We start from the raw sequence: 12,640 nt of genomic DNA, 5'->3' as shown, positions 1-12,640 counted from the left end.
CGGGTCCTCGCGGAGGAGAGCGTCAAGAATGGTGTCGCTGATCTGGTCAGCGATCTTGTCGGGGTGTCCCTCGGTCACGGACTCCGAGGTGAACAGGCGGCGAGACACAGCGCTCCCTGGGGTTGCAGCGGCTGCTGACTGAAAGGCCCCGGTCGGAACCGGGGACTTCCGGAAAGACTTGATTCCTGGAGTGTAACGGTCAGCTTCCGAGAAACGTCACGTGATTCCGGAATCGAAGACCGAATGCCCACCCCTCGAGATCAATGGGCGAGCAGATCTAGCCGTTCCGCGACCAGGTCCCAGACGACGTCCGCGAGAGCCTCCTTCGGGCCCACCGGAACGGGGGTCTCGGTGCCGTCCGCGCCCAGTACCACGGCCTCGTTGACGTCCTGCCCGAAGGCCTTTCCGTCCCCCACCTCGTTGACCACCAGCAGGTCGCAGCCCTTGCGCGCGAGCTTGGCGCGGCCATTGGCGAGGACGTCGTCGGTCTCCGCCGCGAATCCCACCACCAGTTGGCCCGAACGGGTGCGGTGGGCGGAGAGCTCGGCGAGCACATCGGGGTTGCGGACGAGCGCGACCGGGGCCGGTTCGACCCCCTCGACCTTCTTGATCTTGCCGGCGGCGTAGGCCGCGGGCCGGAAGTCGGCCACCGCCGCGGCCATGACCACGGCGTCCGCGTCCTCGGCGGCCTTCAGCGCCGCGTCCCGCAGTTCCAGCGCGGTGGCCACCCTGACCACGTCCACCCCGGCCGGGTCGGGCAGTCCCGCGTTGGCCGAGATCAACGTCACACGGGCACCGCGGGCGGCGGCCGTCGCGGCGAGCGCGTAGCCCTGCTTGCCGGAGGAGCGGTTGCCGAGGAAGCGGACCGGGTCGAGCGGCTCACGGGTGCCGCCGGCCGAGACCACCACGTGCCGGCCGGCCAGGTCGGCCCGCTCGCCGCCGTACCGGAGCACGGCCCGGCAGGCGTCGAAGATCGCGGCCGGCTCGGGCAGCCGCCCCTTGCCGGTGTCCTTGCCGGTCAGCCGGCCGCTGGCGGGCTCCAGCACGATCACACCCCGGCGGCGCAGCGTGGCGACGTTCTCCCGGGTGGCGGGGTGCTCCCACATCTCGGTGTGCATCGCGGGCGCCAGCACCACCGGGCAGCGGGCGGTGAGCAGGGTGTTGGTGAGCAGGTCGTCGGCGAGGCCGTGGGCGGCCTTGGCCATCAGGTCGGCGGTGGCCGGGGCGACCACGACCAGGTCGGCGTTCTGCCCGATCCGCACGTGCGGGACCTCGTGCACGTCGTCCCAGGTCTCGGTGGCCGCGGGGCGGCCGGAGAGGGCCGCCCAGGTCGCCTCGCCGACGAAGTGCAGCGCCGCCGCGGTGGGCACCACGGTGACCTGGTGGCCGGACTCGGTGAACCGCCGCAGCAGCTCGCACGCCTTGTACGCGGCGATGCCGCCGCTGACGCCGAGGACGACGCGCGGTGCGCCCGTCCGCTCCGTGCTGCCGCTCATGTCGCCTGCTCTCCTCGTGGCGGTCCCAGATGCCCGCCAACCCTACGACCCGCCGACGATCACCCGCGCAGCGGCACCCCGCCCGGCCGCCGGGGCAAGCACCGGAAAAGACGGAGGGCCCGTCGGAGCGAACTCCGACGGGCCCTTCCGCAGACGCGGTGACGCCTCAGGCGGCCTCGATCGCCTCGGCCGTCAGCATGCCGGCGTTGATCTCGCGCAGCGCGATCGACAGCGGCTTCTCGTGCACGTGGGTGTCGACCAGCGGGCCGACGTACTCCAGCAGGCCCTCGCCGAGCTGGGAGTAGTACGCGTTGATCTGACGCGCACGCTTGGCCGCGTAGATGACCAGGCTGTACTTGGAGTCGGTGGCCTCAAGCAGCTCGTCGATCGGCGGGTTGATGATGCCCTCGGGCGCGGTCATGGAAGAGGACACGCGAAAACCTTCCGAAAGGGTGGAAAAAAAGACAACAGGTCAGCCTACACCGAGCAAGGCTAGCAGTTCAGTGGCGACCTGCTCGACGGAGGTGTTGACCAGGGTGGTGTCGAACTCCGGCTCGGCCGCCAGTTCGATCTTGGCCGCCTCCAGCCGCTTCTCGATCACGTCCTGCGGCTCGGTGCCCCGGCCGGTGAGCCGGCGGACCAGCTCGTCCCAGCTCGGCGGAGCCAGGAAGACCAGCTGCGCCTCGGGCATGGACTCGCGCACCTGGCGGGCGCCCTGCAGGTCGATCTCCAGCAGTACGGGCTCGCCGCGCTCCAGCTTCTCCTGGACCGCCGCCCGGGGGGTGCCGTAGCGGTTGCCTGCGAACACGGCCCACTCCAGCAGCTCACCGTTGGCGATCAGCTTGTCGAACTCGTCGTTGTCGACGAAGTGGTACTGGACCCCGTGCTGCTCGCCCGGCCTCGGGTGGCGGGTCGTCGCCGACACCGAGAGCCAGACTTCGGGGTGCTGCTTCCTCATATGAGCGACGACCGTGCTCTTGCCGACCCCCGAGGGGCCGGAGAGCACGGTCAGCCGCGGACGCTCACTCATGCACCGATTATCCCGGATCGCGGGCGATCCTGGGACCACGGGGCACGGTCAGGCGGCACCGCCGCCGAACTCCCGCTCCAGGGAGGCGATCTGGTTCGTTCCGAGACCACGGACACGACGGCTCTCGGAGATGCCGAGCCGCTCCATGATCTGCTTGGCACGGACCTTGCCCACGCCCGGCAGGGACTCCAGCAGGGCGGAGACCTTCATCTTGCCGATCACGTCGTTGTCGGCCTTGCCGGCCTTGATCACCTCGTGCAGGGAGGCGCCGGAGTGCTTGAGCCGGTTCTTGACCTCGGCGCGCTCCCGGCGAGCCTCGGCGGCCTTCGCGAGCGCGGCGGTGCGCTGTTCAGGGGTAAGGGGCGGAAGAGCCACGCCGTTCACCTCAGGTGTGGATGGAAGGGATTGAACTAGGACTGTTGTGGTTCCCAGGACACCGGCCAGAGAGCGACGCGCCGCCCCTGACCTGCGAGAGCAGCAGTATTCGCGGCTCTTCGATGACCTATCGCCGGACACTACCCGGATTGCGGCGCCGCGTCAGGAAAAGAACACGAAAAGTCCTGGTCAGCCAAGGCCGACCAGGACTTTCCGGGGCAAAATGACCGTGATTGCGAAGCTTTGGCGGCACCGATGTGACGGCGCTCACGTCAAGCCGCCGTCCCGCCTCCCCCGTCGCAACCCGTCACGGGGGTGCTGCGGAGCGTCCGCCGGGGCGAACCCCGCGACACCGCCCGCTACTTGACCGCTTCGGCGTACTCCTGGACAAAACGGTCGGCGGCCGAACGCAGCGCCTCCACCGAGGGGCCGTGCTTCAGCACGTCCCGGCTGACGCTCGGGACGACATTGCGCACCGAGGCGCCGAACACCCGCGGCAGATCGGCCATGGTCGCGCCCTGCGCCCCGATGCCGGGGGCCAGCAGCGGGCCGTTGATCGCCAGGTCCACCCCGGCGTCGGCCAGGGTGGCGCCGACCACCGCGCCGAAGGAGCCCAGCGGCTCGGCCCCGGCGTTCTCCTCGGCCAGCTGGCGCAGCACCGAGGCGGCGACCGGCGCGCCGTCGGCGCCGACCGCGCGCTGCACCTCAGCGCCCTCCGGGTTGGAGGTGAGCGCCAGCGCGAACACGCCCGCGCCGCTCGCCCGCGCCAGGTCCAGCGCCGGGCGCAGCGAGCCGAAGCCCAGGTAGGGGCTGACCGTGACGGCGTCCGAGAAGAGCGGGCTGCCGGGCGCCAGGAAGGCCTCCGCGTAGGCGGCCATGGTGGAGCCGATGTCACCGCGCTTGGCGTCCATCAGGACGAGCGCACCGGCCGCCCTGGCCTCCTCGACCGACCGCTCCAGGACGGCGACGCCCCGGGAGCCGAAGCGCTCGTAGAACGCGGCCTGCGGCTTGAGCACGGCGACCCGGTCGGCCAGCGCCTCGACCACGGTGCGGCTGAAGGTCTCCAGGCCCGCGACGGTGTCCTCCAGGCCCCAGGCGGCGAGCAGGGAGGCGTGCGGGTCGATGCCCACGCAGAGCTGGCCGCGGGTGTCGAGGGCGTGGCGCAGCCGGGCGCCGAAGGGGGCGAGGGTCATGACGTCCTTCCGGAGGGGCGTGGGAGAAGAGGCGTGGGAGGAGGGGCTCAGGCGGCCGTGCGGTCGTCGACCGCGCTGCCGACGGCCGCGGCCAGGCTGCGGAAGCCGCCGGCCCGCAGGCGCGCCGACAGGCCCTTGTGGACGCGCCTGCACCAGAGCGGGCCCTCGTAGACGAAGGCGCTGTAGCCCTGCACCAGGTCGGCGCCGTGGACGATCCGCTGCCAGGCGTCCTCGGCGGTCTCGATGCCGCCGACCGAGACCAGCGTCAGCCGGCCGCCGGTACGGGCGCGCAGCCGCTGCAGGACCACCAGGGCGCGCTCCTTGAGCGGGGCGCCGGACAGGCCGCCCATGCCGATCTCCGCGACCCGGGCGGCGTCGCTGCGCAGGCCCTCGCGGCCGATCGTGGTGTTGGTCGCGATGATGCCGTCCAGGCCCAGCTCCAGGGCCAGGTCGGCCACCTCGTCGATGTCCTCGTCCGCCAGGTCGGGGGCGATCTTGACCAGCAGCGGCACGTGGTGCGGGGTGGTCCGGTCGGCGGCCTCGCGCACGGCGCTCAGCAGCGGGCGCAGGTGCTCGACGGCCTGGAGGTTGCGCAGCCCGGGGGTGTTCGGCGAGCTGACGTTGACCACCAGGTAGTCGGCGAAGCGGGCGAGCCGCTCGGTGGACTTCACGTAGTCGGCGACCGCGTCGGCCTCCTCGACCACCTTGGTCTTGCCGATGTTGACGCCGACGACCGGGGTGGAGCTGGTGTGCGGGCGCGCGGCCAGCCGGGCGGCGACCCGGGCCGAGCCCTGGTTGTTGAAGCCCATCCGGTTGATCAGCGCGCGGTCCTCGACCAGCCGGAACAGCCGCGGCTGCGGGTTGCCGGGCTGCGCCTCGCCGGTGACGGTGCCGATCTCGACGTAGTCGAAGCCGAGCATCGACAGGCCGTCGATGCCGACCGCGTTCTTGTCGAAGCCGGCCGCCAGGCCGAACGGGCCGGGCAGGGCGAGGCCGAGGGCGTCGGTGCGCAGCGCCCGGTCGCGCGGGGCGAGCACCAGCCGGACGAGGCCGCGCAGGCCGGGCACCGAGGAGGCCAGCCGGATCCAGAAGAAGGCCAGGTGGTGGGCCTTCTCCGGGTCCATCTTCTTGAACACGAGGTCGAACAGCAGCTTGTACACAAAGTCCTCCCAGGGCATGGAAGTGGGGGGCACCCGGCGGTACTGGTGCCCCCCACTGCGGTGGTGCTAGTTGGCGCGGCCGGCGTTGATCAGCTCGGCGTGCTCCTGGAGCGACATCACGCCGACCTCGTCGCGCAGCAGCCGGTCGATGCCCTGGACGGCGGCGCCCATGGCCTGCACGGTGGTCAGGCAGGGCACCGCGCGGGCGACGGCGGCGGTGCGGATCTCGTAGCCGTCGAGGCGGCCGCCGGTGCCGTACGGCGTGTTGATGATGAGGTCGACCTCGCCGTCGTGGATCAGCTGGACGATGGTCCGCTCGCCGTTCGGGCCCTCGCCCTCGCTGTGCTTGCGCACCAGCGTGGACGGGATGCCGCCGCGCTGGAGGACCTCGGCGGTGCCGGCGGTGGCGAGCACCTCGAAGCCCAGGCTGACCAGCGCGCGGGCCGGGAAGACCAGGTTGCGCTTGTCGCGGTTGGCGACCGAGACGAAGACCTTGCCCTTGGTCGGCAGCGCGCCGTAGGCGCCGGCCTGGGCCTTCGCGTAGGCGGTGCCGAACACCCGGTCCAGGCCCATGACCTCGCCGGTGGAGCGCATCTCCGGGCCGAGGACGGTGTCCACGCCGCGGCCGTGGACGTCGCGGAAGCGGCTCCACGGCATCACGGCCTCCTTGACCGCGATCGGGGCGTCGGCCGGCAGGGTGCCGCCGTCGCCCTCGGCCGGGAGCATGCCCTCGGCGCGCAGCTCGGCGATGGTGGCGCCGAGCGAGACCCGGGCGGCGGCCTTGGCCAGCGGCACCGCGGTCGCCTTGGAGGTGAACGGCACGGTGCGCGAGGCGCGCGGGTTGGCCTCCAGGACGTACAGGATGTCGCCGGAGAGCGCGAACTGGATGTTGATCAGACCGCGCACCCCGACGCCGCGGGCGATGGCCTCGGTGGAGGCGCGCAGCCGCTTGATGTCGTACCCGCCGAGGGTGATCGGCGGCAGGGCGCAGGCGGAGTCGCCGGAGTGGATGCCGGCCTCCTCGATGTGCTCCATGACGCCGCCGAGGTAGAGCTCGGTGCCGTCGTAGAGGGCGTCGACGTCGATCTCCACCGCGTCGTCGAGGAAGCGGTCGATCAGCACCGGGTGCTCGGAGATCAGACCGGCGTGCCGCTCCAGGTAGGAGGCGAGCGACTCCTCGTCGTAGACGATCTCCATGCCGCGTCCGCCGAGCACGTAGGACGGGCGGGCGAGCACCGGGTAGCCGATCTCGTCGGCGAGGGCCTTGGCCTCGGCGAAGGAGAAGGCGGTGCCGTGCTTGGGGGCGGGCAGGCCCGCGTCGCGCAGGACGCGGCCGAAAGCGCCGCGCTCCTCGGCCAGGTCGATGGCCTCCGGCTGGGTGCCGACGATCGGCACGCCGTTGTCCTTGAGCGCCTGGGCCAGGCCGAGCGGGGTCTGGCCGCCGAGCTGGACGATCACACCGGCGAGCGGTCCGGCCTGCTTCTCGGCGTGGACGATCTCCAGCACGTCCTCCAGGGTGAGCGGCTCGAAGTAGAGCCGGTCGGAGGTGTCGTAGTCGGTGGAGACGGTCTCCGGGTTGCAGTTGACCATGACGGTCTCGTACCCGGCCTCGGCGAGCGCGAAGGAGGCGTGCACGCAGGAGTAGTCGAACTCGATGCCCTGGCCGATGCGGTTCGGGCCGGAGCCGAGGATGATCACCGCGGGCTTGGTGCGCGGGGCGACCTCGTTCTCCTCGTCGTAGGACGAGTAGAAGTACGGGGTCTTGGCCGCGAACTCGGCCGCGCAGGTGTCGACGGTCTTGAAGACCGGGCGGATGCCCAGCGCGTGCCGGACCTCGCGGACCACGTCGGGGCGCAGGCCGCGGATCTCGCCGACCTGGTGGTCGGAGAAGCCGTGCCGCTTGGCGTGGCGCAGCAGCTCGGGGGTGAGCTCGGGGGCCTCGGCCAGCTCGCCGGCGATCTCGTCGAGCAGGAAGAGCTGGTCGACGAACCACGGGTCGATCTTGGTGAACTCGAACACCTCGTCCGGGGTGGCCCCGGCCCGGATGGCCTGCATCACGGTGTTGATCCGGCCGTCGGTCGGCACGACCGCCTTGGCCAGCAGCTCGGCCTTGTCGCCCACCGGGCCGACCCAGGTGAACTGGGAGCCCTTCTTCTCCAGCGAGCGCAGCGCCTTCTGCAGCGCCTCGGGGAAGTTGCGGCCCATGGCCATCGCCTCGCCCACCGACTTCATGGTGGTGGTGAGGGTGGCGTCGGCGCTCGGGAACTTCTCGAACGCGAACCGGGGCACCTTGACCACGACGTAGTCGAGGGCCGGCTCGAAGGAGGCCGGGGTCTGCTCGGTGATGTCGTTGGGGATCTCGTCGAGGGTGTAGCCGACGGCCAGCTTGGCGGCGATCTTGGCGATCGGGAAGCCGGTCGCCTTGGAGGCCAGCGCCGAGGAGCGGGACACCCGCGGGTTCATCTCGATGACGATGACCCGGCCGTCGTCGGGGTTGACGGCGAACTGGATGTTGCAGCCGCCGGTGTCGACGCCGACCTCGCGGATCACGGCGATGCCGATGTCGCGCAGGATCTGGTACTCGCGGTCGGTGAGCGTCATCGCCGGGGCGACGGTGATCGAGTCACCGGTGTGCACGCCCATCGGGTCGAAGTTCTCGATCGAGCAGACGACCACGACGTTGTCGTTCTTGTCGCGCATCAGCTCGAGCTCGTACTCCTTCCAGCCGAGGATGGACTCCTCCAGGAGCACCTCGGTGGTCGGGGAGAGCGTCAGGCCCTGGCCGGCGATGCGGCGCAGCTCGTCCTCGTCGTGGGCGAAGCCGGAGCCGGCGCCGCCCATGGTGAAGGAGGGGCGGACGACGACCGGGTAGCCGCCGAGGGTGTCGACCCCGGCGATGACCTCGTCCATGGTGTGGCAGATGACCGAGCGGGCGGACTCGCCGTGGCCGATCTTGGCGTTGACGGCCTCGACCACGCCCTTGAACAGCTCGCGGTCCTCGCCCTTGTTGATCGCCTCGACGTCGGCGCCGATCAGCTCGACGCCGTACTTCTCCAGCGTGCCGGCGCTGTGCAGGGAGATCGCGGTGTTGAGCGCGGTCTGGCCGCCCAGGGTGGGCAGCAGGGCGTCGGGGCGCTCCTTGGCGATGATCTTCTCGACGAACTCCGGGGTGATCGGCTCGACGTAGGTGGCGTCGGCGATCTCCGGGTCGGTCATGATCGTCGCCGGGTTGGAGTTCACCAGGACGACCCGCAGGCCCTCGGCCTTCAGGACGCGACACGCCTGCGTGCCCGAGTAGTCGAACTCGGCGGCCTGGCCGATCACGATCGGGCCGGACCCGATGACCAGGACGGACTTGATGTCAGTGCGCTTAGGCACGCTGGCCCTCCATGAGCTCAACGAAACGGTCGAAGAGGTAGGCCGCGTCGTGCGGGCCGGCAGCCGCTTCGGGGTGGTACTGCACGCTGAAGGCGGGCACGTCGAGCGCCTGGAGGCCCTCCACCACGTCGTCGTTCAGGCAGACGTGGGAGACCTCGACCCGCCCGTACGGGGTGTCGCTGACCTTGTCCAGCGGCGCGTTCACGGCGAAGCCGTGGTTGTGGGCGGTCACCTCGACCTTGCCGGTGGTGCGGTCCTGCACCGGCTGGTTGATGCCGCGGTGGCCGTACTTGAGCTTGTAGGTGCCGAAGCCCAGCGCGCGGCCGAGGATCTGGTTGCCGAAGCAGATCCCGAAGAACGGGGTCCTGCGCTCCAGCACGCCCTGCGCCACGGCGACCTGGTGGTCGGCGGTGGCCGGGTCGCCCGGGCCGTTGGAGAAGAACACGCCGTCGGGGTTGACGGCGTAGACGTCCTCGATCGTCGCGTTTGCGGGCAGCACGTGCACCTCGATGCCGCGCTCGGCCATCCGCTGCGGGGTCATCGCCTTGATGCCGAGGTCCAGGGCGGCGACGGTGAAGCGCTTCTCACCGATCGCCGGCACCACGTACGGCTCGGTGGTGGCGACCTCGGCGCACAGGTCGGCGCCCTTCATCTCGGGCGAGGACTGCACCTTGGCGAGCAGCGCGGCCGGGTCGGCCAGGGCCTCGCCGGAGAAGATGCCGCAGCGCATGGCGCCGCGCTCGCGCAGGTGGCGGGTGAGCGCCCGGGTGTCGATGCCGCTGATGCCGACGACGCCCTGGTTCACCAGCTCCTCGTCCAGCGAGCGGCGGGAGCGCCAGTTGGAGGCGACCCGGGAGGGGTCGCGGACGACGTACCCGGCGACCCAGATCTGCTTGGACTCGTCGTCCTCGTCGTTCCAGCCGGTGTTGCCGATCTGCGGGGCGGTCATCACGACCACCTGGCGGTGGTACGAGGGGTCGGTGAGGGTCTCCTGGTAGCCGGACATGCCGGTGTTGAAGACGGCCTCGCCGTAGGTCTCGCCGGTCGCGCCGTAGGCCTGGCCCCGGAAGGTCCGGCCGTCCTCCAGGACGAGCACAGCGGGCACACGCTCCCGCCGTTGGCGCTGCGTGGTGGGGGCAGGTGCGGTCATGACGCGGCCTCTTCCGTCTTCTTCGTCGTCGTACGTGTTGCGATGTGAGCGACCGCCTCGACCCAGGCGGCGTGCTCGTCCGGATGGTCGAACCGGAACCCGGAGTCCAGCTCCGTGCCCTCGAGCGCCCAGGTGACCACGAGGATCCCGGACGGGACGACCTTTCCGGCGATCCCGGAGTCCGTCCGGGCACCGGTCAGGTGCTCGGCGGGGATCCAGAAGTCGACGTCACCCGGGCGCTGCACCAGCAGCCCGTTCTCGCCGAGGGTCAGATCGGCGCGGCTGCGGGTGCCCAGGCCGTGCGCGACGACCCGGTCGAGCCAGTTCCCGGCGGTGGTGGTGCCGTGGTACCGGCCGCTGCTCTCCAGGATGGTCCGGCCGGCGCGCTCCGGCACGGCGGGCAGCGGCGGGATCCCGGACTGCAGGGTGCGGCGCCAGTTCCAGCCCTGGCGCATCAGCCAGTACACGAGGCCGATGACCAGCAGCAGGCCCACCGTCCAGCCGATGTACCCGGGCCAGTTGGCGACCCTCGCCTGCTCCTGGGCCAGCAGCGCCGCGGCGCCCCCGGTCGTGGAGCTCACGCGAGACCACCCTGCTCGACCAGCTCGCCGGCCAGCACCGTGGCGGTGCCGCGCAGGAAGGTGGCGTGCACCCGACCGGGCAGGTCGAGGCCCTTGTAAGGGGTGTTGCGGGAGCGGGTGGCGAAGCTGTCGGGGTTCACGGCACCACGGTACGCGGGATCGAACAGCACCAGGTTGGCGGGCTCACCCACCGAGACCGGCCGGCCCTGCCCCGCGAGGCGACCGATCCGGGCCGGGCGGTGCGACATCCGGTCGGCGACGCCCTCCCAGTTCAGCAGGCCGGTGTCGACCATGGTCTGCTGCACCACGGACAGCGCGGTCTCCAGGCCGACCATGCCCATCGCGGCCACGGCCCACTCGCAGTCCTTGTCCTCGGCCGGGTGCGGCGCGTGGTCGGTGGCGACGGCGTCGATGGTGCCGTCCGCCAGCGCCTTGCGCAGCGCCTGGACGTCCTCGGCGGTGCGCAGCGGCGGGTTGACCTTGTACACCGGGTCGTAGGAGCGGACCAGCTCGTCGGTCAGCAGCAGGTGGTGCGGGGTGACCTCGGCGGTGACGTCCCATCCCTTGGCCTTGGCCCAGCGGACGATCTCGACCGAGCCGGCGGTGGAGACGTGGCAGATGTGCAGCCGGGAGCCGACGTGCGCGGCGAGCAGCACGTCGCGGGCGATGATCGCCTCCTCCGCGACGGCCGGCCAGCCGCCGAGGCCGAGCTCGCCGGAGACCTGGCCCTCGTTCATCTGGGCGCCCTCGGTCAGCCGGGGCTCCTGCGCGTGCTGGGCGACGACACCGTCGAAGGCCTTCACGTACTCCAGCGCGCGGCGCATCATCACCGCGTCGTCGACGCACTTGCCGTCGTCGGAGAAGACCCGGACGCCGGCCGCGGACTCGTGCATGGCGCCGAGCTCGGCGAGCTTCTTGCCCTCCAGGCCGACGGTGACGGCGCCGACCGGCTGGACGTCGCAGTAGCCGGACTCCTGGCCCAGCCGCCAGACCTGCTCGACCACACCGGCGGTGTCGGCCACCGGGAAGGTGTTGGCCATCGCGTGGACGGCGGTGAAGCCGCCCTTGGCGGCGGCGCGGGTGCCGGTGAGGACGGTCTCGGCGTCCTCACGGCCGGGCTCGCGCAGGTGGGTGTGCAGGTCGACCAGGCCGGGCAGGACGATCAGCCCGGTGGCGTCGATCTCGATGTCCGCCGTGGCGTCCAAGGCGGTGCCGATCGCCGCGATCGCACCGTCGACGAGGTGGAGGTCCTGCGGAGCGCCGCCGAGGATCTGGGCGTTGCGGATCAGGTAGGTGGTCACTTGGCGCTCTCCACGGAGTCGGTGCGGGGGGTGTCGGTGAGGGTGGCTCCGCCGAGCAGCAGGTAGAGCACGGCCATCCGGACGGAGACGCCGTTGGCGACCTGCTCGACCACGGTGCAGCGCGGCGAGTCGGCGACCTCGGCGGTGATCTCCATGCCGCGGACCATCGGGCCGGGGTGCATGACGATGGCGTGCTCGGGCAGCCGGGACATCCGCGGGCCGTCCACGCCGTAGCGGCGGGTGTACTCGCGCTCGGTGGGGAAGAACGCGGCGTTCATCCGCTCGCGCTGGACCCGGAGCATCATCAGCGCGTCGGTCTTCGGGAGCACGCTCTCCAGGTCGTAGCTGACCTCGCAGGGCCAGTTCTCGATCCCGATCGGCAGCAGGGTCGGCGGGGCGACGAAGGTCACCTGGGCGCCGAGCGTGGTGAGCAGGTGGACGTTCGAGCGGGCCACCCGGCTGTGCAGGATGTCACCGACGATGGTCACCCGCCGCCCGGCCAGGTCGTTGCCGGCCCCCGGGTTGAGGTGGCGGCGCATGGTGAAGGCGTCGAGCAGGGCCTGGGTGGGGTGCTCGTGGGTGCCGTCACCGGCGTTGATGACGCTGCCGTGCAGCCAGTCGGACTGGGCCAGCCGGGCCGGCGCGCCGGAGGCGTGGTGCCGGACCACGACCGCGTCGGCGCCCATCGCCTGGAGGGTCAGCGCGGTGTCCTTGAGGCTCTCGCCCTTGGAGACCGAGGAGCCCTTGGCGGAGAAGTTGATGACGTCCGCGGAGAGCCGCTTCTCGGCGACCTCGAAGGAGGTCTTGGTGCGGGTCGAGTCCTCGAAGAAGAGGTTGACGACGGTGCGGCCGCGGAGGGTGGGGAGCTTCTTGACCGCCCGGCCGGACAGCTGGGCGAGTTCCTCGGCGGTGTCCAGGACGAGCAGCGCGTCGTCGCGGGTGAGATCGGCGGCGGACACGAGGTGGCGCTTCACGC

The 12,640-nt window shown here is 71.5% G+C and carries 12 protein-coding genes; all 12 read right to left on the bottom strand.

Annotated elements, in window-relative coordinates; genetic code table 11:
- Positions 1-108 (bottom strand): S-adenosylmethionine synthetase N-terminal domain-containing protein (locus tag IF01_RS45920; protein ID WP_157855346.1); only part of this gene is annotated, 108 nt, incomplete at its 3' end.
- Positions 109-260: 152 nt separating this feature from the next.
- Complete coding sequence (gene coaBC, locus IF01_RS0126620; RefSeq protein WP_030396078.1) at positions 261-1,496, bottom strand: bifunctional phosphopantothenoylcysteine decarboxylase/phosphopantothenate--cysteine ligase CoaBC; 1,236 nt, start codon at positions 1,494-1,496, stop codon at positions 261-263.
- Positions 1,497-1,662: 166 nt separating this feature from the next.
- Positions 1,663-1,929 carry a DNA-directed RNA polymerase subunit omega gene (gene rpoZ, locus IF01_RS0126615; RefSeq protein ID WP_030240625.1) on the bottom strand — a complete coding sequence of 89 codons (267 nt, stop codon included), beginning with the start codon at positions 1,927-1,929 and terminating at the stop codon, positions 1,663-1,665.
- Positions 1,930-1,968: 39 nt separating this feature from the next.
- The gene (gene gmk / locus IF01_RS0126610; protein ID WP_043471804.1) at positions 1,969-2,526 is read right to left on the bottom strand and encodes a guanylate kinase; all 558 of its coding nucleotides are present in this window, start codon (positions 2,524-2,526) and stop codon (positions 1,969-1,971) included.
- A 48-nt stretch (positions 2,527-2,574) separates the two neighbouring features.
- Positions 2,575-2,901, bottom strand: a complete 327-nt coding sequence (gene mihF / locus IF01_RS0126605) for an integration host factor, actinobacterial type (RefSeq protein WP_030056187.1) — start codon at positions 2,899-2,901, stop codon at positions 2,575-2,577.
- A 359-nt stretch (positions 2,902-3,260) separates the two neighbouring features.
- Positions 3,261-4,094 (bottom strand): orotidine-5'-phosphate decarboxylase, encoded by an 834-nt coding sequence (pyrF, locus tag IF01_RS0126600; RefSeq protein ID WP_030396076.1) that lies wholly within the window; start codon positions 4,092-4,094, stop codon positions 3,261-3,263.
- 47 nt (positions 4,095-4,141) lie between these two features.
- Positions 4,142-5,254 (bottom strand): quinone-dependent dihydroorotate dehydrogenase, encoded by a 1,113-nt coding sequence (locus IF01_RS0126595; protein ID WP_030396075.1) that lies wholly within the window; start codon positions 5,252-5,254, stop codon positions 4,142-4,144.
- A 66-nt stretch (positions 5,255-5,320) separates the two neighbouring features.
- Positions 5,321-8,632, bottom strand: a complete 3,312-nt coding sequence (carB, locus tag IF01_RS0126590; protein ID WP_030396074.1) for a carbamoyl-phosphate synthase large subunit — start codon at positions 8,630-8,632, stop codon at positions 5,321-5,323.
- Positions 8,625-9,782, bottom strand: coding sequence for a glutamine-hydrolyzing carbamoyl-phosphate synthase small subunit (gene carA / locus IF01_RS0126585; protein ID WP_051741800.1), 1,158 nt, complete (start codon positions 9,780-9,782; stop codon positions 8,625-8,627). Before carA ends, carB begins: the two co-directional genes overlap by 8 nt.
- The gene (locus tag IF01_RS0126580) at positions 9,779-10,363 is read right to left on the bottom strand and encodes a PH-like domain-containing protein (protein WP_078880312.1); all 585 of its coding nucleotides are present in this window, start codon (positions 10,361-10,363) and stop codon (positions 9,779-9,781) included. The genes carA and IF01_RS0126580 overlap by 4 nt, the downstream gene beginning before the upstream one ends.
- Positions 10,360-11,664, bottom strand: coding sequence for a dihydroorotase (locus IF01_RS0126575; RefSeq protein ID WP_030396071.1), 1,305 nt, complete (start codon positions 11,662-11,664; stop codon positions 10,360-10,362). The genes IF01_RS0126580 and IF01_RS0126575 overlap by 4 nt, the downstream gene beginning before the upstream one ends.
- On the bottom strand, positions 11,661-12,638 hold the full coding sequence (locus IF01_RS0126570) for an aspartate carbamoyltransferase catalytic subunit (RefSeq protein WP_030396070.1): 978 nt from the start codon (positions 12,636-12,638) through the stop codon (positions 11,661-11,663). The genes IF01_RS0126575 and IF01_RS0126570 overlap by 4 nt, the downstream gene beginning before the upstream one ends.
- Positions 12,639-12,640: the final 2 nt, after the last annotated feature.

This window comes from Kitasatospora purpeofusca, from assembly GCF_000718025.1.
In the GTDB taxonomy this organism is placed as follows: domain Bacteria; phylum Actinomycetota; class Actinomycetes; order Streptomycetales; family Streptomycetaceae; genus Kitasatospora; species Kitasatospora purpeofusca.
The sequence above is the reverse complement of the archived record's forward strand: the minus strand, read 5'-3'. Positions and strand labels throughout refer to the sequence as shown.